Source organism: Microbulbifer aggregans (assembly GCF_020524005.1).
Lineage (GTDB): Bacteria > Pseudomonadota > Gammaproteobacteria > Pseudomonadales > Cellvibrionaceae > Microbulbifer > Microbulbifer aggregans_A.
Genome location: NZ_JAIVKK010000009.1, coordinates 183,330 through 203,336, shown reverse-complemented (window position 1 = coordinate 203,336; position 20,007 = coordinate 183,330). Strand labels below are relative to the sequence as shown.

General features: G+C 54.6%; 18 protein-coding genes. 4 read left to right on the top strand and 14 right to left on the bottom strand.

What is annotated here, in order from left to right:
- On the top strand, nucleotides 1-195 hold a 195-nt coding region (locus LC093_RS16435; protein WP_226667433.1), incomplete at its 5' end, for a hypothetical protein.
- A 443-nt stretch (nucleotides 196-638) separates the two neighbouring features.
- On the opposite strand, the gene LC093_RS16430 is transcribed toward LC093_RS16435, so the two are convergent.
- Both LC093_RS16430 and LC093_RS16425 read right to left on the bottom strand, forming a co-directional pair.
- Nucleotides 639-1,082, bottom strand: coding sequence for a hypothetical protein (locus LC093_RS16430; protein ID WP_226667428.1), 444 nt, complete (start codon nucleotides 1,080-1,082; stop codon nucleotides 639-641).
- A gap of 77 nt (nucleotides 1,083-1,159) precedes the next feature.
- The gene (locus LC093_RS16425) at nucleotides 1,160-1,771 is read right to left on the bottom strand and encodes a hypothetical protein (protein ID WP_226667423.1); all 612 of its coding nucleotides are present in this window, start codon (nucleotides 1,769-1,771) and stop codon (nucleotides 1,160-1,162) included.
- A 374-nt stretch (nucleotides 1,772-2,145) separates the two neighbouring features.
- Between LC093_RS16425 and LC093_RS16420 the strand changes: the two genes are divergently transcribed.
- Complete coding sequence (locus LC093_RS16420) at nucleotides 2,146-3,141, top strand: integron integrase (protein ID WP_264193141.1); 996 nt, start codon at nucleotides 2,146-2,148, stop codon at nucleotides 3,139-3,141.
- A 59-nt stretch (nucleotides 3,142-3,200) separates the two neighbouring features.
- Here the strand turns inward: LC093_RS16420 and groL are convergent, their stop codons facing one another.
- From groL to LC093_RS16405, 3 genes are all read right to left on the bottom strand, one after another.
- The gene (gene groL / locus LC093_RS16415) at nucleotides 3,201-4,841 is read right to left on the bottom strand and encodes a chaperonin GroEL (protein ID WP_226667414.1); all 1,641 of its coding nucleotides are present in this window, start codon (nucleotides 4,839-4,841) and stop codon (nucleotides 3,201-3,203) included.
- Between the two features lie 47 nt (nucleotides 4,842-4,888).
- Nucleotides 4,889-5,182: a co-chaperone GroES gene (locus tag LC093_RS16410; protein ID WP_226667409.1), complete on the bottom strand. Its 294-nt coding sequence runs from the start codon at nucleotides 5,180-5,182 to the stop codon at nucleotides 4,889-4,891.
- A 217-nt stretch (nucleotides 5,183-5,399) separates the two neighbouring features.
- Nucleotides 5,400-5,870 (bottom strand): FxsA family protein, encoded by a 471-nt coding sequence (locus LC093_RS16405; RefSeq protein WP_226667404.1) that lies wholly within the window; start codon nucleotides 5,868-5,870, stop codon nucleotides 5,400-5,402.
- Between the two features lie 219 nt (nucleotides 5,871-6,089).
- On the opposite strand from LC093_RS16405, the gene cfa reads away from it, so the two are divergent.
- The gene (cfa, locus tag LC093_RS16400; RefSeq protein WP_226667397.1) at nucleotides 6,090-7,235 is read left to right on the top strand and encodes a cyclopropane fatty acyl phospholipid synthase; all 1,146 of its coding nucleotides are present in this window, start codon (nucleotides 6,090-6,092) and stop codon (nucleotides 7,233-7,235) included.
- A 162-nt stretch (nucleotides 7,236-7,397) separates the two neighbouring features.
- On the opposite strand, the gene LC093_RS16395 is transcribed toward cfa, so the two are convergent.
- Nucleotides 7,398-8,189, bottom strand: a complete 792-nt coding sequence (locus tag LC093_RS16395) for an SDR family oxidoreductase (RefSeq protein WP_319004942.1) — start codon at nucleotides 8,187-8,189, stop codon at nucleotides 7,398-7,400.
- 31 nt (nucleotides 8,190-8,220) lie between these two features.
- Nucleotides 8,221-9,174, bottom strand: a complete 954-nt coding sequence (locus tag LC093_RS16390) for a DUF481 domain-containing protein (RefSeq protein ID WP_226667392.1) — start codon at nucleotides 9,172-9,174, stop codon at nucleotides 8,221-8,223.
- A gap of 185 nt (nucleotides 9,175-9,359) precedes the next feature.
- Here LC093_RS16390 and LC093_RS16385 point away from each other — a divergent pair, with 185 nt between their 5' ends.
- Nucleotides 9,360-9,650 (top strand): MGMT family protein, encoded by a 291-nt coding sequence (locus LC093_RS16385; RefSeq protein ID WP_226667455.1) that lies wholly within the window; start codon nucleotides 9,360-9,362, stop codon nucleotides 9,648-9,650.
- A 29-nt stretch (nucleotides 9,651-9,679) separates the two neighbouring features.
- Here the strand turns inward: LC093_RS16385 and LC093_RS16380 are convergent, their stop codons facing one another.
- The 7 genes from LC093_RS16380 to LC093_RS16350 all read right to left on the bottom strand — a co-directional run bounded on the left by LC093_RS16380 (nucleotide 9,680) and on the right by LC093_RS16350 (nucleotide 19,796).
- Nucleotides 9,680-11,038 (bottom strand): AmpG family muropeptide MFS transporter, encoded by a 1,359-nt coding sequence (locus tag LC093_RS16380; RefSeq protein ID WP_226667387.1) that lies wholly within the window; start codon nucleotides 11,036-11,038, stop codon nucleotides 9,680-9,682.
- A 96-nt stretch (nucleotides 11,039-11,134) separates the two neighbouring features.
- Nucleotides 11,135-11,743, bottom strand: coding sequence for a YbhB/YbcL family Raf kinase inhibitor-like protein (locus LC093_RS16375; RefSeq protein ID WP_226667382.1), 609 nt, complete (start codon nucleotides 11,741-11,743; stop codon nucleotides 11,135-11,137).
- Nucleotides 11,744-11,775: 32 nt separating this feature from the next.
- The gene (locus LC093_RS16370) at nucleotides 11,776-12,783 is read right to left on the bottom strand and encodes a threonine/serine dehydratase (RefSeq protein WP_226667381.1); all 1,008 of its coding nucleotides are present in this window, start codon (nucleotides 12,781-12,783) and stop codon (nucleotides 11,776-11,778) included.
- 28 nt (nucleotides 12,784-12,811) lie between these two features.
- A complete protein-coding gene (ampE, locus tag LC093_RS16365) occupies nucleotides 12,812-13,726 on the bottom strand; it encodes a regulatory signaling modulator protein AmpE (protein ID WP_226667377.1) in 915 nt (304 codons plus the stop codon).
- 81 nt (nucleotides 13,727-13,807) lie between these two features.
- The gene (gene ampD, locus LC093_RS16360) at nucleotides 13,808-14,383 is read right to left on the bottom strand and encodes a 1,6-anhydro-N-acetylmuramyl-L-alanine amidase AmpD (RefSeq protein WP_226667374.1); all 576 of its coding nucleotides are present in this window, start codon (nucleotides 14,381-14,383) and stop codon (nucleotides 13,808-13,810) included.
- A 208-nt stretch (nucleotides 14,384-14,591) separates the two neighbouring features.
- Nucleotides 14,592-17,003 carry a DUF1631 domain-containing protein gene (locus tag LC093_RS16355; RefSeq protein WP_226667370.1) on the bottom strand — a complete coding sequence of 804 codons (2,412 nt, stop codon included), beginning with the start codon at nucleotides 17,001-17,003 and terminating at the stop codon, nucleotides 14,592-14,594.
- Nucleotides 17,004-17,507: 504 nt separating this feature from the next.
- On the bottom strand, nucleotides 17,508-19,796 hold the full coding sequence (locus tag LC093_RS16350) for a DUF1631 domain-containing protein (RefSeq protein ID WP_226667364.1): 2,289 nt from the start codon (nucleotides 19,794-19,796) through the stop codon (nucleotides 17,508-17,510).
- Nucleotides 19,797-20,007 lie beyond the last annotated feature (211 nt).

Genomic DNA, 20,007 nt, shown 5'->3' with positions numbered 1-20,007 from the left:
GCAGCCGGCTTACTCCCATGCGAACTAGAAAATGGATTTTTCGGCGGAAATAGTTCATGTGTCGAATACTCGCAACTCCAAGTACGAGAGCAAATAAGCAACAAAAATACAGCTACAAAGTTTTTGATCATCTTAAATGCACTAACGCCGCGCTCAGCCGCAGCTTACTTTGGGCGCTTTGTTGCGCGAAAATAGGAGCGTAGCGACTGCGCAACAAAGTGCACAAAGTAAGATGTCGGTTGCAGCGCCTGGTTATGGCTGACGCGCTCCGAAGTACCTACGGGCACTGAATGCGCCGAAGCTCCTTAAAAACGAGGGAAGAACTTCCGACTTACCCCAACCAATTATTCTCGTATTGGCACTCCACGTTACTGCAGCGGAGTTGCCGCTATTCCTATGAACTTAAACGAAAGCACTAGGAACGAAACTGCCAAATTTTATCACGGCACGAAGCTAAATACCGGGTGCCAAAACAGTGCTCCAAATTACACACTGGCACAGACAACTATTTTTACCGCCCGGCACCATAACGCCCAGCGCAGGCGCAGCCAGCGCGGAGCGCATTTTGTGTTAATGTTTGAGCGCCAGCGAGTAACACAAAAGGTGCGTAGCGTTGGCTGTCGCTCTGCCGCTGATTGTTAGGCATTTTGGGGCTGAAGGGTCACCAGGGCCAATGCCCCATCCTTGTATTCGTAATGTACAGAGTGATTACTGAATTCAAATTTTGCCCACTCCAAACTTTTCCCGAGGAAGTTAGCGGCTCCTTCTGTGTAGTTGATGCTATTTTCTTGAGCATACGCGACCACTGAAGCCTTTTCTGAGAATGACGTTATTCCAAGCTCAGGTAAGTTTGCGGCTTGGAACTCTCCATTTTTATGAGCATACACAAATATTGCTTTTAGAACTTGCTGACAATTAAAGACAAACTGTAAACCCAACTTTGACATTGAACCAAAGTACTGGTCCTCCATTCCCTGATGGAGACGGTCATACGAATAGACTACTTCAACATCATGGGCTTCAAAAAGCTCGATCAACTCATCTGATTTTAAAGCTGAATTCAAAAAATGAGATAGATTCATGCATGATGCCTAACGCCGTGCTCTGGGGCAAACAGGAGCGCAGCGTAGGTTTGTCCCTAGCAGCACCTTGTTAGCCATTACCTGCGCCTCGGCAACAAAAGCGGATTGCTTACTCGCCAGTTATAACTTGGAAATTCGAGCATATACCAGTCAATTGCAATTTGAGCAAAATTCCGAAATTCTTCATCATTCCACAAATCAACTATTAGAGTTCTGCTTAGTCTTTTTATTTGTTTAGAGCCTTGATACACCCAGCCTAAATAGGAGTCTAGTTTGGGCTGACTTTTACCCTTGAAGTGTCCATGCGGTATTGACGGATGAAAATCAGGATCATACTGATGAAAGACCCAGTCATTTAAACCCTTTTTTCTTGAGAGAAACTGAAAGTAACCTTTCTTGTCCTTTCTCAAGCCAGTTTGAATTTCCCCTTCATCAGATTTATTCAAGTCTGATTCAGATGAAGCGCCATTACCCTCATCATTTTCGAGAGGCCACTCCTCATCGTCATTCCATTCTTCGACAAGAAGAATTCTTTTCGCTTGCTCATAGACTGGATCGCTTGGCTCGCACATTCTTTTAAGTGCCAGCATTCTGTCAAGGTAATGAGTCCAACTGAGTTTATCAGCATGGAAGTAAAATCGGGATAGCTCAAAATAAAACTCAGATGCTTCCCTTTCCAGATAAATCAACAGGAATCTCCTTTTGGCTAACAGTTTATTCAAAAGCCCGGGCCATATATCAATCTGCCACATACCTTACTGGCACTAACGCACCAATTAAAAAAAACCCGAATCAATTCAGCTGGTTATATCACAATCTCTTCCACCGGTACTGAAAATATATGGCATCCGTGCCACATATCTCTCCTGGGTGGACTAACGCGCCGGGATTTAACTTTTTTAAAATCAATTAGTTACGTCAATGATCCGATAATTTTGGGCCCGAGCTACTGATCTTCACCTTGACAGGGGGCGCACTTCAAAAAATACTGTATAAAAATACAGATCAAGGCGTAAAAATGGATGACGTGCGTCACGCTATACCAGCGTCACCGGTGCGGTTTATGGATCAGTTGCGGCTGCACATGCGGCAGAAGGGCCTCTCCTATCGTACTGAACAGACTTATACGTATTGGATAAAGCGGTTTATCCATTTTCATAAGTTGAAGCACCCGAAGGACATGGGGAGAGCTGAGGTACAGGCGTTTTTAACACATATTTCAATAAATAGGCGCTGCTCAGTAAACACTCAACGTGTTGCGCTCAATGCGCTTGTTTACCTGTATAGACAGTTTTTTGGTGTCGACACCGCAGACTTGGATTTCAAAACGGCGAGACAGCCCCGTCGGCTCCCAGTGGTATACAGCCGGGACGAGATTTCCAGAATTCTTACGCAACTTGGCGGAGTCTATCGACTACAAGTGGCGCTTATGTACGGCAGTGGTTTGCGTATTGCCGAATTACTCTCCCTAAGGGTAAAAGATATCGATTTTGACAGTAACAATATTGTGGTACGGAGTGGTAAGGGCAACAAAGACCGTACAACCTTATTGCCGCAAGACCTGAAAGGAGAGCTAAAAGCTCAGGTGAGCAAAGTACTAAAGCTTCACAAGAGAGATCTTGAGGATGGCTTCGGTGAAGTCTATATGCCCGATGCTCTTGAACGTAAGTACCCAAAGGGGGCACGACAAGCCGCTTGGCAATACTTGTTCCCAGCTGGAAGTTTTAGCATTGACCCACGGACGGGGATGGAGCGCAGGCATCATTTGCATCCATCTACCCTCTCCCGGCATATTCGTGAGGCGGTGAAGTTGGCGAAGGTACTCAAGCCTGCCAAAGCACATGCCTTCCGGCACAGTTTCGCGACTCATTTATTAGAGGCGGGATATGACCTTCGAACAATTCAAGAGTTGCTTGGACACTCAGATATCAGCATCACTGAAATCTACACACACGTGGTGAACCGTGGTAGTAAAGGTGTTTTTAGCCCGATGGACCGCCTTTCCCCCAGTGGCCCTGGCATTTCAGAACCGGTCATCCCCTACTCTGCGGTCGCTTAACAAGGCATAAAAAAACCCCGCAAAAGCGGGGTTTTTTATGGTTTGGCTGGAAGGCCGGCTTACATCATGCCGCCCATGCCACCCATTCCGCCCATGCCGCCCATATCAGGCATCGCAGGCTTGTCTTCCGGGATTTCAGCAACCATGGCTTCAGTGGTGATCATCAGACCAGCAATAGAAGCAGCCGCCTGCAGCGCAGAGCGGGTTACTTTGGCCGGGTCCAGGATACCCATTTCCAGCATGTCGCCGTACACGCCGGTAGCAGCGTTGTAACCGAAATTACCTTCGCCCTGCTTCACTTTGTCTACAACAACGGAAGCTTCGTCGCCAGCGTTGGCTACGATCTGGCGCAGCGGCATTTCCATTGCGCGCAGTGCAGCAGCAATACCGTGGTTCTGATCTTCGTTGTCGCCAACTACCTGGATCGCCTGGGTAGCGCGAACCAGTGCAGTACCGCCGCCAGGTACAACGCCTTCTTCTACCGCAGCGCGGGTAGCGTGCAGGGCGTCTTCTACGCGTGCTTTCTTCTCTTTCATTTCGACTTCGGTGGCCGCGCCAACCTTGATCACCGCAACACCGCCAGCCAGCTTGGCTACGCGCTCTTGCAGTTTTTCTTTGTCGTAGTCGGAAGAAGATTCTTCGATCTGGGCACGGATCTGCTTAACACGTGCTTCGATGTCGGCAACGTCACCAGCGCCGTCTACGATCACGGTGTTCTCTTTGGACAGGGTTACGCGCTTGGCGGTACCCAGGTGCTCCAGAGTTGCAGCTTCCAGCTCCAGGCCAACTTCTTCAGAGATTACAGTGCCGCCAGTCAGGATTGCGATATCCTGCAGCATGGCCTTGCGACGGTCGCCGAAGCCCGGTGCTTTAACCGCAGCCACTTTCACGATACCGCGCATGCTGTTCACAACCAGGGTGGCCAGCGCTTCGCCTTCTACGTCTTCGGCGATGATCAGCAGCGGCTTGGAAGCCTTGGCTACTTGCTCCAGCAGTGGCAGCAGGTCGCGAATGTTGGAGATTTTCTTGTCAACCAGCAGGATGAACGGGCTGTCCAGCTCGGCAGTCATGTTTTCCTGGTTGGTGATGAAGTAAGGAGACAGGTAGCCGCGGTCAAACTGCATACCTTCAACGACGTCCAGCTCGTTCTCGAGGCCGGAACCTTCTTCAACGGTGATTACACCTTCTTTGCCCACTTTCTCCATCGCTTCCGCGATGATGGTGCCCACGTGTGCGTCGCTGTTGGCAGAGATGGTGCCTACCTGAGCGATGGATTTGGTGTCTTCACAAGGAGTGGAGAGGCTGGCGATGTGATCAACAGCGGCAGCTACGGCTTTGTCGATACCGCGCTTCAGGTCCATCGGGTTGAAGCCAGCTGCTACAGATTTCAGGCCTTCGGTTACGATTGCCTGCGCCAGTACGGTAGCAGTGGTGGTGCCGTCACCCGCGGTGTCAGAAGCCTTGGAAGCAACTTCCTTGACCATCTGCGCGCCCATGTTTTCGAACTTGTCTTTCAGTTCGATTTCTTTCGCTACGGATACACCGTCTTTGGTTACGGTCGGCGCGCCGAAGGACTTGTCCAGTACTACGTTGCGACCTTTCGGGCCCAGGGTGGTTTTTACTGCGTCGGCCAGGATGTTTACGCCGTTCAGCATTCTCTGACGGGCGTCGTCACCGAATTTTACGTCTTTTGCTGCCATGATCTTATTTCCTCAATTCTGTGTGGCGATGGTGTTCGAAGTGCTTATCAGCCTTCCAGAACGCCGTAGATGTCGCTTTCGCTCATGATGATCAGCTCTTCGCCGTCCACCTTGAGGGTGTTGCTGTCGGCGTAACGGCCGAACACTACGGTATCACCCACTTTGATGGACAGCGCACGTACGTCGCCGTTGTCCAGCAGTTTGCCTTCGCCTACGGCAACCACTTCGCCCTGATTCGGCTTTTCTTTCGCAGCGCCCGGCAGCACGATACCGCCAGCGGACTTAGCTTCTTCTTCCTTACGGCGTACTACGACGCGGTCGTGTAAAGGACGAATTTTCATGGATTGGCTCTCCATTGAGTCATTTAGGGTTGCAATTACAAGTGCCCGGCCAACAAGGCTTGTGGGCAACCCAGCTCCCGAAGGAACTGGGTAAAAATCTGAAGTGCTCCCTATCTAAGGGCAGTGGAAAGGATTTCAACAGTGACGGGAAAAAAAATTGAGAAAAGCCGGAAGTAGAACACTTATGGCAGCAGAAAAGATCAAAATTTAATCAAATTCATCGTTTTTGGTCAGGTCCATCTCGATCCTCTCGCTCGTAATCGCCCTCGATTACATCGTGCGAACGCCCTGCTTCACCACCCGGTCCGGAGTGCGGGCCATATTGCCCTGTACGTACCACAACGACGTGACTCAGTAGTTTCCCCAGGAACAAGTGCCGCACCCCCGGGATCAGGCAGGCAAATCCAATGGCGTCGGTGATGAAGCCAGGCGTCAGCAGCAGCGCACCACCCACAGCCAGGAAAATGCCTTCGGCCATCTCTTTCGCGGGCATCTCCCCAGCCTGCATCTTTTGTTGCGCGCGCATGACCGTTGAGATTCCCTGGCGCCGCAGTAATGCAAGCCCGACTACTGCGGTCAACAGCACCAGCCCGATGGTCGGTAACGCGCCGATTTCCTGCCCGACACTGATCAGTACCCACATCTCCAGGATCGGCATGACAATAAATAGAAGCAACAAGGGGCGCATAAAGCGTTCTCCAAAGGCAAATATTACGACTCAAATCGTAAAATGCGGGCGAATTCGGGCATTTCCAGTATGCTTATGAATTGCAGAAGTTGGTAGGGATTCGCAAGTACTTCGCCGATGTACCCCATCGGCTTGCCTGAGTCGGCAGGATTCAGGTTCGCAGTGTAGCCACTCACCGTCATGACGCGCAAATCGCCGTTAATTACAAAGAGGATTGCTATGGACAGCGACAGTAGCTCCACCGTCACCCCAAATATCAAACGAAGCCGCCATTTTCTGGACGATCTGCTCGCAAGTGCTGATATCCGCATCAACGGCGACAGGCCCTGGGATATGCGAGTCCACCGCAATGCGGCCCTGGACGAGATTGTTACCAGGCACAGTCTGGGGCTGGGGGAGACCTATATGCGAGGCGAGTGGTCGGTGCCTGCTCTCGACCAGTTCTTCCAACGGATTCTTCGCGCAAACCTGCAAACCAAAATCAGGCCCTTTCGCAATCTCTGGCGAATCGCCCGCTCCTATTTTGTAAACCTGCAGAGCCGTCGCCGGGCCTTTCAAGTAGGGGAACGCCACTACGATCTTGGCAACGGTTTCTATCAGTCCATGCTGGACAGCCGTATGACGTATAGCTGTGGCTACTGGAGGCAAGCCGATAATCTGGAGCAGGCCCAGGCGCACAAACTGGACCTAATCTGCCGCAAACTTGGACTGGCTCCCGGTATGCGTTTGCTCGATATCGGGTGTGGCTGGGGCAGCCTGGTGAGTTTCGCAGCGGAGCACTATGGTGTTGAGTGCGTTGGGGTTACGGTGTCCAGGGAGCAGTGTCGCTACATTGAAGACAAATACGACCACCTTCCCATAACCGTGCACCTGAAAGACTACCGCAGCCTGAACCAGCCTTTTGACCGCATCGCCAGCGTGGGCATGTTTGAGCACGTCGGGCGTAAAAACCATCGCGCGTTCATGCAGGTCGCACAACGTTGCCTGAAAAAAGACGGGCAACTCCTGCTACACACCATTGGTAAAAACCAACGCCACTCCACGACAGATGCCTGGGTCGATAAATACATCTTCCCGAATGGCGATCTCCCCAGCACGGGGCAGATATGTGACAGCGCTGAAAACCTTTTGATAGTCGAAGATCTACACAATTTTGGCAGCGACTACGACAAGACATTGATGGCCTGGCACCGGAATTTTGAAAAGAGCTGGGACGAGTTTGCCGACCAATACGGACAGGAATTTTATCGTATGTGGCGCTATTACCTGCTCTCGTGCGCCGGTGCTTTCCGCGCCCGGCACATTCAACTTTGGCAGTGGATGTTTTCAGACAAACTGGAAGGCGGTATCACCCGGGTGGTCTGATATTTTGTGCAAGCAACTCGTATTAGAAGAGATGCGATAAAACCGGCTGGCGGCCGCACACGCCCGTACGCTGTTCCGCTACTCACAAAAAAGGCGAGCCCTGGCTCGCCTTTTTACTTCTCGCTCGACGGATCTTTGGAACCGCGCGCGCACCCAGCACACTTACATCCGCGCACCACCATCCACTTCGATCACGCGGCCGGTGAGATAGTCATTATCGATGATAAACGCGACCGTGCTCGCAATCTCATCCGGCTCGCCAACCCGGCGCAATGGTACCTGCTTGACCAGACCCTCGAGAATTTCCGGACGCATCTGTGCCACCATATCAGTTCCGATGAAGCCGGGAGCGATTGCCGCTACTCGTACACCATAGCGAGCCAGTTCTTTGGCCCAGGTCACCGTCATTGTCGCCACACCGGCCTTGGAGGCCGAGTAGTTGGTCTGCCCCATATTGCCGGAGCGGGAAACGCTGGAAATATTGACAATCACACCCCCATTGCCAGCTTCCGCCATGATCGCAGCAGCAGCCCGAGTGCAAAGAAAAACACCCGTCAGGTTCACATCAATCACGGACTGCCACTGTGCCAGCGACATCCGCTCTGCAACTTTGCCTTCCTTCACTTTCAGCAACATGCCATCGCGCATGATGCCGGCATTGTTGACCAGTACATCCACCCCACCGAAATCTTTGGCAATCGCAGCGAAGCCGTTATCCACTTCTTCTTCTGAAGCCACGTTAACGACATAACTGCGCACCTCCGCCCCATGCTTTTCGCAGGCAGCGACACTCTCGGCCAACCCTTCCTGATTCACATCCAGCAACGCCAGGCGCGCACCGCGCTCAGCAAAGTATATCGCCATGGATCGGCCAAGCCCCTGGCCCGCTCCGGTAATGGCAATAACACTTTTGGTTACATTCATCTCGTCAACACCTCTAATCTTATTATTCATGCCGGACTCGGCACTCGTCTGGTCAACACTCTTACCAGGAGTAACCCACGCCGACAGTCATCTTGGTATCTTCTTTTTCACTTTCCAGCGATGGCGTATTGTCATACTGCCACGCGTATTTCAGTTCCATCAGGACGCCTTTCACCAGCGGCGTACGCACTCCGATTTCTGCATTACTTTGATAATCATCACTGCTATCCAGTGACTGCAGAACTTCCTGGTTGTAGTAGATTTCCGGTCCCATTTCGAACTTGTAACGGAAATCCCAGGCGGTTCGTCCGGCGGCGTAACGCTTGCTCGGATCTTCCGCAAGCGTTGGATCAATGAAATCTTCTTTCAGACTGCTCACACCGCCCTGTACTGACAACGCGGATTTGTCCGTGTCAAAAAACAGGAAACCGAGACCGAGACCGACGGTAGAACTGAGGTCCAGGTTTCTGGCTTCTTCATGCAACCAGGAACTGTTGCCCGCGGCAAACCACTTCTCTGCGAAAATCCAGCGCAGGTCGTAGTTCAGGCGGTACTTCTCCAAACCCTCAACTTCTACGTTGTTCTGGTTTTGATATTGGGTACCGATAATATGGTGGAAATCATCGTGGCGGACGTCGAAGTTCCCGTTTACGTCCCAGTCTTCCCGCTCGCGGTTACCATTTTCGAACACACCAGCCGCGCTGACGTTACCGTGAAAAATGACCGGATTGCCAACAAAATTGATATAGGGCTCCGCGCGATCAATTGCCGGGAAGTCCATCACCCAGCCATCGCCCTCGTCACAGTAGAGCTCCCATTGTTCCCGGCGGTGACCAGCGAGAGCACAGGGTTCATCGCGCCCGGCGATTTTCAAGTCTTTATCGGTTTCAAGAGACAGGATTTTGCCCTTCTCAATCGTGATATCCCCGAAGGTCTCGGACTTCCACACCACGTGCTCCCGCTCCACCAGTACCAGGTCACCGTGGATGCGGTCACCATTTACCAGGGTCAGCACACCGGCACTTGCGACCGGGACAAGAGCAAAGAAAAGCGTGAAAATGGGGAGTATTCTGGGTACAGCGAAGAGCACGAAACAACCTTGCAATAGCTTGGGGTTATTGAATTCGAAAAGGCAATAGCTTGAAAGAAAGAAATGCGTCAACATCCGCATCAGCAAGCGACAATGATGCCACAAGTCGCATCTGCCTTGCACTGGCACAAGTACCCTACGGTCGGGTAGTAACGTATGGAAAGCTGGCTGAACTCGCCGGGATGCCCCGGGCTGCCCGCCTTGTGGGCCAGACCCTGCGCAAGTTACCCAAAGATACCCGGCTGCCGTGGTACCGGGTGATTAATGCCCAGGGAAGGATTTCACTGCCGGAGCCCGCCGCCGGGCGTCAGCGGGAACGATTGGAGAAAGAAGGCATCGTGCCCATCAAGGGCAAGATCGCCTTGCAACACTATGGCTGGCCCAAGGGGGGAGAGCTGTGATGAGCCCCCCCGATCTGCGCCCAACGACCTCACCCGGTCGCCTTCTTGTCCGCTACTAATTCCTTGTCCCGGTCACGCCACCAGATATAGAAAGCGAGGAACACCGCCGGTAATCCGAGAATCGCCACCATAATAAAGAAGGATTCATAGCCCTGGGCATCGACAACGATGCCGGAAAACCCGCTGATAAACTTACCGGGCAATGTCATCAGTGAACTGAACAGTGCGTACTGCGTTGCGGTGTAGGACTGGTTCACCAGACTGGACAGGAAGGCAATAAAGACGGAGTTTGAAATTCCCGCACTGATATTGTCAGCGCTGATGACCAGTGCCAGCCAGGTTTTGTCCGGCCCAAGGGTGGCCAGGTGGGCAAACAGCAGGTTGGTTGCGGCAACCATTGCCGCGCCCAGAATCAGCGGCCGCAAGATACCAAACCGTACCACCATCGCCCCGCCAAGAAATGCGCCGATCATGGTGCATACGAAGCCAAACAGTTTGCCGATCTGCGCAATGTCATCCTTGCTGAAGCCAAGATCGAGGTAAAACGGATTGGCCATTACCCCCATAGCAATATCGCTGACACGATAGATCCCGATAAACAGCAGCAAAACGAGGGCAAAACGCCCATTGCGCTGGAAAAAATCAATAAACGGGCAGGCAACAGCCCGAACAAACCATTCGCTGATTTTTCCGTGTTTGCCGCTACCCAGCACCCGGTCAACCCATTCGTGCTGGAACTCCTGCCCCTGTGCCCGGGCCTTTTGATGGTCCGGTTCAGAAACCATTAGCGTAGTGATGATGCCCACGCCCATCAGCGCCGCCATTGATAAATAAGCGATGCTCCAATTGGCATATTCTGCGATAAACAGGGCGCCAGCCCCGGCGATCAATAAAGCGACCCGGTAGCCGAAAACATACATCGCCGCCATTGCACCCTGGTACTCGGTATCTACAGCTTCAATACGGTAAGCGTCGATGACCACGTCCTGGGACGCCGAACAGAATGCCACCAGCACGCCGAAGCCAAAAACAGCTGGGAGCGCGAGCTGGGGATTCAGCTGGCTCATGGAAAACAGGCCAAAGGCGATACCCAGCTGCGAGACAAGTATCCAGCTGCGCCTTTTGCCCATTAGCCGGGTGAGATATGGCAAGCGCAGAGAATCAATGATCGGCGCCCAGATAAATTTGATGGAGAAGGTAATACCGATCCACGCGGTGAAGCCGATGGTGGTTCGGCTAACCCCGTAATCCCTGAGCCAGGCAGTGAGTGTGGAGAAAACCAGCAGCAAAGGCAGACCAGCAGAGATCCCGAAAAAAAACATCCCCAGCACTTTTGGTCGCGTGTAAACCCTGAGCGCTTCACCCCAGGTCATTTTATTCTGCTGCATGACTGGCTCTGGTTCCTTGTTATCACCGCTATTATTTGGGCCCCACTAGCACGTCGCTCATCACGTAGTCACTCATGCAGCCACGTGAGCCGCTGTCTAGTCGCGCCCGTATTTTACTTCCAGTTGCGCTTCGGCCAGCTTGTTGGCGTTGATGTAGTAGCCGACCATCGCAGCGGGGCTATTCTCATCAAGCGGCAACTGTTCTGTCTTCAGTGCAAACACCTTGAACTGGTAACGGTGATCACCGTGGCCCTGCGGTGGACAGGCACCTCCATATCCGGGGCTGCCAAAATCCGTCCGGCTCTGGATAGCCTCCGGGATGAGGCCCGCCTTGGGATCGCCTGCGCCTTCGGGAAGCTCGGTCACGCTGGTCGGGATATTGAACACCACCCAATGCCACCAGCCGCTGCCCGTGGGTGCATCCGGGTCGTGCATGACCACGGCGTAACTTTTTGTGTCCTCGGGTGCCCCCTGCCAGCTCAATTGCGGAGAAACATTCTCTCCGCTACACCCGAAACCGTAATACAACTGGGCATTCGTCAGCTGCCCGCCCGGTTTCAGGGTCGTTGAGGACAAAGTGAATTGTGCCGCTGCCACCGCTGGAAAACAGATGGCAACAACCAGTACCAAGGCTGCCACCAGTTTAGCAGCAAGACTGCAATTGGCATGGACTACACCCAAATTGCGTTCCGCACGCACACTCATACTCCGTATCCCCCTTTCCATAACACTCTGTTTCAAACGAGCAATTCGCCAACGGTTTCCAGGTCCATATTGCCGCCAGTTAGCACCAGCGCGACCCTCTTGCCCCTGAAGCGCGCCGGATGCGCCAATACTGCAGCCAGACTGACCGCGGCCGAGGGCTCAACCAGCTGCTTGGTACGAGTCCAAAGCAGCGCCAGCGCTTGCCGGATGTCATCTTCTGAAACAGTGACAATATCGTTCACGGTATTCCGGATGACAGAAAAATTCCTGGCCCCAAGTGTCGTACGCAATCCGTCGGCAATGGTTACCGGTGTTTGCTCGGTCACCCGCTCTCCACTTCGGAAGGAGCGCTGTGCATCATCCGCCCCCGCAGGCTCGGCCCCGAGAACCTTGATGTCGGGCGCCAGGGCCGAAACAGCCAGCCCCACGCCCGCCAGCAATCCACCGCCGCCAACCGGGGCAACGATAAGATCCGGGGTAAACCCTAGTTCGCGACACTGGCCAATAATTTCCTGCGCCACGGTGCCCTGCCCCGCAATTACCCTGCGGTCGTCAAAGGGAGGGACCACATGCGCACCGGTTTCAGCCACCAGTTCTGCCAGAGTGCCCTCCCGGGCCGCCAGCGTAGGCTCACAGAGCACAATATCCGCGCCATAGGCCGCCACTGCGGCGCGCTTGGCGGCCGGGGCATTTTCCGGCATGACCACCGAGCACGCGATACCCTGTTCAGCGGCCGCCCATGCCAGAGCGGCGCCGTGATTACCGGAGCTGTGTGTCGCCACACGCTGGGTTCCCTCAGGCAGCAGCGCTACGGCATTGGCCGCGCCGCGGGCCTTGAACGCGCCGACTTTTTGCAAATGTTCAGACTTGAGAAATATTTCGGCACCGGTGGCCGCATTGAGCGCGCGGCAGGTCAGGATAGGTGTGCGCTGAACCTTACCGGTCAGGCGCTGTGCCGCCGCGAAGACTTCCGCGGCTACCGGCAGGTCTTCCGCCTCGCTATCCTGCGGGCGTACCTGCTGCGGATTGGACTCTGACATCAAACAACCTCTGTCAATGGGACGACAATCAACTGCCGAAAATCACATAAAGTGCCAGGACTGTGAGCCACATGAGCAGGGCGCGCGCCAGCAATGCCTGCAGGGCTTCGAGCTCGGCGCCGCATACCCGCTGACCTTCACTGACCGCTACACCCGCACTGCATTCACTGGCATCAATGCCACCGAGCGCACCTTCCAGGTAGTAGCCCAACACTTCCGCGGAACGGCTCTCTTTACAGGTCAGGTGCTCGCGCCAGGCGCGGTAACAGCCTGCGAAATTGCCAACAATCGCCAGGGTAAACCCGACCACGCGCACCGGCAGCCATTCAACCAACCACAACCACTGGCGGGCCAGCTGTACATCGGCCCCGTCACTGTCAGCTTCTGGCGAGGACTGGCCTTCAGACTCTCCGCCGTGGATATAGAGCTGGCTCAGGCGATACAACAATGCCCCCGGCACACCCGCAACAAGGAACCAGAACAATACCGCGAAGAGCCGCTCGAACGCTCGATAAGCTGCCGCACGGAAAACCAGCCTGTGTAGTGTGCTGGCATCCGTTACTACGGTGGTATCCATCCCTTTCAGCAACGGTTCCGCAACCAGGAATGCCGCCTCCAGGTCGCCCTGATACCAGGCGCGTAAATAACTGGAAACACTGTCGTTAAAGTTTCCACGACCGAAGCTGTATAACAACAGGGGCACGCTGACCAGTAACACACCGAATCCGCCCATCACGGTTTCAGCGATGACCAAACCTATTGCGGCAACCAATACCGGCCCCAGAACGGTAACCCCAAACTGCAGTCCAGGCCTCGCAGAAAAGGATTGGCGACGCTGGATCACATTCCGCCAGCGTGCGAACCACCCGTCCCGGTGCAAGGGACCACCAGAGCCCCATATTTGTACCAGCGCCAGGGCCAGTAATACGATCAAAAGCGCCATTGCGCCCCCCACGAACATTAAGTTATTGCGTTACGGCGTTTATTTATACGCCTCTTGAATTCCGCATGACCGAAATGAATATCAGGCTAAGGGTGCATCTCCCGTGAGGTCATCCAGTTTTGCCAGGAAAAGCTTCCAGTCAAACCCCGGACCCGGATCCAGTTTACGACCGGGCGCAATCTCGGAATGCCCGGCAATACGGCTTTTATCGATTGCCGGGAAAGCATCCATGATGGCCACTGTCACTTCGGTAAGGGCATCGTACTGAGCTTCGGTAAAGGTATCGGTATCCAATCCTTCCAGCTCAATGCCGATAGAAAAGTCATTGCAGTTATCCCGCCCGCAAAATGTCGATTGCCCTGCATGCCAGGCTCTGTGGTTCAGCGGTACGTACTGGGTCACCCGGCCGAGCCGATCGATCAGCATATGCGCAGACACCTGTAACGAAGCTATCTCGGAAAAGTAAGGATGTGCATCAATATCCAGTTGCCCGAGAAAGAACTCATCTATGTACGAGCCGCCGTATTGCCCGGGCGGCAGACTGATGCTGTGCACGACAAGGAGATCAATCTCTGTGTTGTCAGGGCGGCTATTGCAGTGCGGGCTCGGCACGCGCCGAACACCGGACAACCAGCCTGACTGGACCTGATATTTCACAAACGGAACCCCATGCTGTTCTGAGCCAAAGGGTATTCTATGGAAGGGACGGGATTACCGCCACTGGCAGAGATAGGGTGTAACCACCGGGCAGACACCGAAGGTACGACTGACTGGACGAAATCCGGCCGGGCTGGGCCCGGCCGACTGGCAGAATACGAAAATAACGATCAGAAATGGTCAATGAGACAGGGAAAGCTCCCTGTCCTCAAACGCTGATCGCGATTTTGCTTTCGCCACAGTTGCCAACCACATATTCCAGCGCACGTTCGAACAGCGGCCCCTGCTCCAGTGGCAGCAGCACTTCATCCCGCAGCGACTGGGCAAGCTCCAGCCGTGAATATACGGCGACTTTCGCACCCGAACGGTTGACGAACATGAACTGGTCGAGGTCTTTGATAATGGCAGCCAGGCGACAGCGAACCGGTAGCTTTTCCGGCTGACGCAGCAAAAACCAGCTGTCCTTGAGATGATAAGTCTGCTGCCAGTGCTCATCATCCATCGGAACGGATTGCTTCGCAGCGCTATCGCTTTTCACCAGCGTCGCAACTTTGGCCACTTCCTGCAGAGACTCCACGTCCGGCAGCGCTGGCTGATTGGCCGGCAGCTCTCTGGGCTCTTCAGCCAGTGCAACCACCTCGGCCACAGTTTCCTCAACTTCCGGAATAGCAAGAATACTGTCGGCCTCGCGGCGCAACTCCTGAACCAGGCGCTCGCGGATACGCCGCTCGCGTTCTGACTCAACCCGCTCCGCCAGGCTTTCGCGCTCGCGGTACAGTACATTCAAACCGCCCATCAGCCTCTGACGGTCACCGGGGCTCAGTGACAGGGATTGTGCGCCCTCGTCGAGACGGCGGCGTAAATCCGGCAGCAGGCGCTGCATCTTGGCACGGCTTTCCGGCATGGGGGCAACCACGCTCCAGATCAGATCCCTGGCAGTAAGAACATGCAGGCGCCAATTACCACTGTCCGTTCCCTCCTTCAGACAGGTACGAAACAGAACACTATTCCAGACACGATTGAGCCACTCATGCACAATCTTGGGCAGCTCTCGCTCGGCCGTCAGCGCATCAAATACTGCCGCAACCCGGGCTTTGGCCGCCTCCACGCGCGCCGTACCCTGCGCCTCATCAATAGTACGCCGCTCCATAACTGCGGCGCGCTTGCGTTCCCGTGATGCATAATCCCGGAACGATTCAAGCAGGCGAACAAAAACACTTTCATCCTCCTCGAATTCCGACAACACGCCTTCAACGACCGAACAGACTTCCCGATACAGGGGATCGTTCAGGTAATTCTCTCCCGGCTGCCAGCCAATGGCTGCATCTGCCAGTTCATTCAGCAGGCGTCGGGCGGGGTGACCGCCCTTGCTGAAGAAAGCCTTGTCTGCCACAGCCAGCTTCAGCATGGGCAACTGCAGGCGAATCAACTGCACTTTAATTGGCTCGGCGAGATTGCGGTCTTCCAGCATGAAGGAGAACAACATGTCCACCAGCCGGATCACTTCACTGTCCAGCTCGTGCAACGACGCACTCTGCTTTGCCTCAACCAGACGCTGCTGGAGCATGGCCGTTACATCAACAAGCTCACCGGTTGCACCGGCCTGCAGGGGAACGCCCATTTGCAGCTGCCCCAGGTGCTGAAGCAACGACGGAGTAGCCATGGGCACAGCACCCGAGTCGTAAGGCATCAGGCCTGGTGCGAACTGGCCACCGGTTCCGCCAGCGCCCGAGACTGAGGAAGCCATCGCTGCCCCACCCCCCATATAACCAGCCCCCATGGCTCCGGCCATGGCATCACCAGCAGGTACGGGGGCGTTACCGGATACCGGAGGCTGCCCAGAGGCCTGCCCCCTGGCAGCCATTGTCCCACCCGGGCGCCTGCGGTGCCCGAGCGGGTCTTCCAGCGTTGGCAGAACGCCCATTTCGATCAGGGCGGTGTTACATAACTGGTACAGCTCACCCAGGCGATTCACCAGCTGGGCTTCGAACTTTTTGAATACGGTCATCCGCGCGCGCAGGGAGATCTCCACCTCATCCAGCGCATCGGCAAAGGCTCCACACACACTCGCAGGGCCAAGGGGCACATTTTCGTCGTAAATTTTGCTGGGCAGCACATTGTCGAGCCGTAAAGACAGGGCAGCAATCGCTTCCGCATGATCGCGCTTGATATTGGCAATCATGGTGCGAATGACAACCTGCTGCTCTAGATCATCATCTTTCACAAGCGACAGGCTTTTCAGGGAAGACGCTGCATTTAGAGACGCATCTTCACCGGGAGAATCATTGCGCGGTTCATAAAAGCGCTCCTCAATCCCGTCACAGAAACTGTCCACCAACTGGCTGAGTTCAACCCTCAGAACACGAATCGCCTGAAACAGGCCATCCTGCTCATCCTGCTGGTGCGCTTTTTCCGCCATCGAAAAAAGGGAGTCGTCGACCTGCGCAAATACCTCTTCCACGCGAGACTTGAGCCACTGCTGGGCTTTTTGATTGATCTGTTTCACGGTATTAGATAACTGGCGAGGAGCCGGGTTGCGGGTACCGCCACGAGCACCACGCCCGTTACCACTACCGGCAATGACCAAAAATTCTTTTTTTTCTTTTTCCATATCGTCCATGCTCACTCCCGGTACCGTCCTGGTACAGGTTGCTTATGTGATTCCGTCCGAATATCCCTGAGACGGCGACTTTTCTCTCCGCTACATCTGAATACCAGCTTCCCCGTCGAACATCCTGCCCAGCCGGGGGTGCGGGCCTTCGCGATTATTTTCGCATCACGAATGGAACGCACTTCATAAAAAAAGTGGCACTACAGCTCAATATCGAGCAATTAGACAAAGCGCGCAAGGGCCCTTTGGAGCCAAATTGCGGAAAATTCATTGGAAATAGTAGAGATTTAATACCAAGTCAGGAGAGTCGAGGTATAGAAAGGCATGTTGACCAAGTTTTATGTAAATCACAATGAGCAAAAGTAAATGCCCAGACGATTTATATGACAAATTTACGACGGAATTCAACCTGGTACAGCAATCCATCTGCCATTACATGAATCCATGGCCCTGTCTCACGCTAACCAGCCGATCAGAGAAGGGGCTCCCGGCAGGTTCCGGAAGCCTCAGTAATCAACTCATCTCGCCACGAGATTTACGTACGGTACCAATAACGGATTGCAGAGCCCGCTCAAACAACATGCCGTCATCCAGCGGTATCAGTTCCGCCCTGCGCAGCGCATGAGCGAGTTCGAGGCGAGTGAATTCAGCGACTTTGGCGCCGTTACGATTCACGAAGATGAACTGATCAATATCCTTAATAACTGCGGCCAGGCGGCAGCGGAACTGCTCTTCATCGTCACGCTTCAGCTCAAACCAGCTGCCCTGCGCAAGACGGAAGGTCTGCTGCCAGTAGGAATCCGACTCAGCAAGCGCCTCCTCCGCAGTCTCCGCAGCGGGGCCTACTGCCACCTCCGCGACTACCTGCTCAAGGTCCTCCATCTGGGGCAGTTCAACCACACTGGAAACTTCTTCAATGACAGGCTCGACAGACTCTATAGCCTCAGCAGATGCCAGCTCCTCCTGAAGCTCGCGGCGCGCCTCTTCGCGCACCTCTTCTTTCGCCTTGAGCGCCCGCTCGGCCGCAACCCGCTGCGCCAGCGAGAAACGCTCACGGTAGATTTCTTTCAGACCCGCAAACATACGGCGTGCGTCAAAGCTGTTCAGCGAAACCGCTTCCACGCCGGCTTTCAGGCGCTCCTGCAGGGTGGGCAGCAAACCGAGCAGCTGCTGGCGACTGTCCGGCATGGGCGCGTGCACGCTCCACACAAGATCCCGCGCGGTACGCACGTCGCGGCTCCAGTTTTCGCTCTCGGTGCCTTCCTTGACGCAGGTCAGGAAGAGCATGTTGCTCCAGACCTTTTCCAACCACTCACCTACAACCGGAGGCAAATCCCGCTCGGCAACAAGCGCATCCATAACGGCTGCAACGCGCGCGCGCGCTGCCTGCGTTTTGGCCTTGCCGTCAGCCTCATCAACGATACGCTGCTCCAGCTTCTGCGCGCGCTTGCGCTCGCGCACGATGAACTCCCGGAAAGACTCCAGTAGCAGCGAGAAGATATTGATATCCCTGTCGAATTCAGCGAGTACACGCGAAACGACATCGTTGACTTTTTTAAACAGCGGATCCGATTCGTAGTTGTCACGCGCCTGCCAACCGGTACAGGCATCGGCCAGCTCGTTCAGCAGTTTGCGTGCCGGGTGACCGCCCTTACTGAAGAACGACTTGTCGGCGATCGCTACCTTCAACAGTGGTAATTGGAGGCGACCAAGTTGGGATTTGACCGGTTCAGCCAGATTGCGGTCTTCCAGGATGAAGGAAAACAGCATCTCGACCAGCTTGATAATATCGCTATCGACCTTGGCCAGAGCCGCTGATTGCTGCGCTTCGACCAGACGGCTCTGCAGCAGGCCGCCCACATTAAGCAATTGGACACCACCATCGGCGTAACTCTGTGGCAAGTGGGTCTGCAACTCGCCAAGGTGGGTCAGCAAATCCTGCGCCGGCATGGGCGCGACGCCGGCGCTGAGAGGCATCAAACCATAACCGGCGTGCCCGGCGTAACCGGCCGCCGCCTGTCCGCTGCCTTCCACCGGAGCTCCCCCCTGTGGCTGCCCGGCCTGGGGCCTGACAGGTGAGGAGGCCTGAGGGCGAACCTGGCGCGCAGCTCGGCGCTGCTGCTTGAGAGAAGGCAGTACGCCCTGCTCCGCAAACAGGTCGTTACACAGATCGTACATATCGCCAAGGTTCGCCATGACGATCTGCTCAAACTTTTTCAGAACCGTCAGGCGGGCGCGGAAATGCAGATCCAGGGTCCGCACCGATTCAACAAATGCGTCACAAATGCGGTCGGGACCCAGAGGATTGTTCTTGTCGTAGATTTTGACGGATAGCAGCGTATTGAAACGCAAGACAATTTCGGTCAGCGGCTCGGCCAAATCGCGCTTGGCGTTCGCCACCATGGTATCCACCGCGACCAGCTGCTCGAGGTCGTCGTTGTGAACGAGGGACAAATTATCGGCGGAATACTGATCCTCGGACTCTTCCTTCCTCAGTTCAGACGCCTGGAACGCGCGGGTGACATTCTCGGAAAACTCTTCCACCAGACGGCGACGCTCCACCCGCAGCAGACGCAAAGCCTGGAACAATCCATCCTGCTCATCCTGGCCATGAGCCTTTTCGGCCATCGCAAATAGCGAGTCATCGACTTTGGCAAAGACTTCCTTGCCCTTTTCGGTAAGGTAACCAACCGCTTTTACCCGAACGGCCTCAACCGCCGCGGGCAATGCCGCTTCGCTCTTGGTTGCTCCCCGCGGATCGCGCAAACCGGACAGGGTTACCACATTATTGGAGTCTTTCATTGCCATAGAGCTCTTCACAGGCATCAATGGTCACAAGTACCACTTGATATCATATGTGCAGAAGGCCCTGGGAAACCTGCTGCTTGCCTGCTGGATTAATAGTTATTTATCAGCTCGTGCCACAGAGGCAGGAGCCTGGCGAGAACGATCGTGCCCAATGCTTTGCCTGCACTACGAACACTCAGGCGTAGCGCCCAAAATATGCGCTTGA

What these genes read in the sequence shown, in the direction of transcription:
- LC093_RS16430 (WP_226667428.1), bottom strand. Translation starts at nt 1,082, where the DNA reads ATGAATCTATCTCATTTTTTGAATTCAGCTTTAAAATCAGATGAGTTG.
- LC093_RS16420 (WP_264193141.1), top strand. Translation starts at nt 2,146, where the DNA reads ATGGATCAGTTGCGGCTGCACATGCGGCAGAAGGGCCTCTCCTATCGT.
- groL (WP_226667414.1), bottom strand. Translation starts at nt 4,841, where the DNA reads ATGGCAGCAAAAGACGTAAAATTCGGTGACGACGCCCGTCAGAGAATG.
- LC093_RS16410 (WP_226667409.1), bottom strand. Translation starts at nt 5,182, where the DNA reads ATGAAAATTCGTCCTTTACACGACCGCGTCGTAGTACGCCGTAAGGAA.
- LC093_RS16405 (WP_226667404.1), bottom strand. Translation starts at nt 5,870, where the DNA reads ATGCGCCCCTTGTTGCTTCTATTTATTGTCATGCCGATCCTGGAGATG.
- cfa (WP_226667397.1), top strand. Translation starts at nt 6,090, where the DNA reads ATGGACAGCGACAGTAGCTCCACCGTCACCCCAAATATCAAACGAAGC.
- LC093_RS16395 (WP_319004942.1), bottom strand. Translation starts at nt 8,189, where the DNA reads ATGAATAATAAGATTAGAGGTGTTGACGAGATGAATGTAACCAAAAGT.
- LC093_RS16380 (WP_226667387.1), bottom strand. Translation starts at nt 11,038, where the DNA reads ATGCAGCAGAATAAAATGACCTGGGGTGAAGCGCTCAGGGTTTACACG.
- LC093_RS16375 (WP_226667382.1), bottom strand. Translation starts at nt 11,743, where the DNA reads ATGAGTGTGCGTGCGGAACGCAATTTGGGTGTAGTCCATGCCAATTGC.
- LC093_RS16370 (WP_226667381.1), bottom strand. Translation starts at nt 12,783, where the DNA reads ATGTCAGAGTCCAATCCGCAGCAGGTACGCCCGCAGGATAGCGAGGCG.
- ampE (WP_226667377.1), bottom strand. Translation starts at nt 13,726, where the DNA reads ATGGCGCTTTTGATCGTATTACTGGCCCTGGCGCTGGTACAAATATGG.
- LC093_RS16355 (WP_226667370.1), bottom strand. Translation starts at nt 17,003, where the DNA reads ATGGACGATATGGAAAAAGAAAAAAAAGAATTTTTGGTCATTGCCGGT.
- LC093_RS16350 (WP_226667364.1), bottom strand. Translation starts at nt 19,796, where the DNA reads ATGAAAGACTCCAATAATGTGGTAACCCTGTCCGGTTTGCGCGATCCG.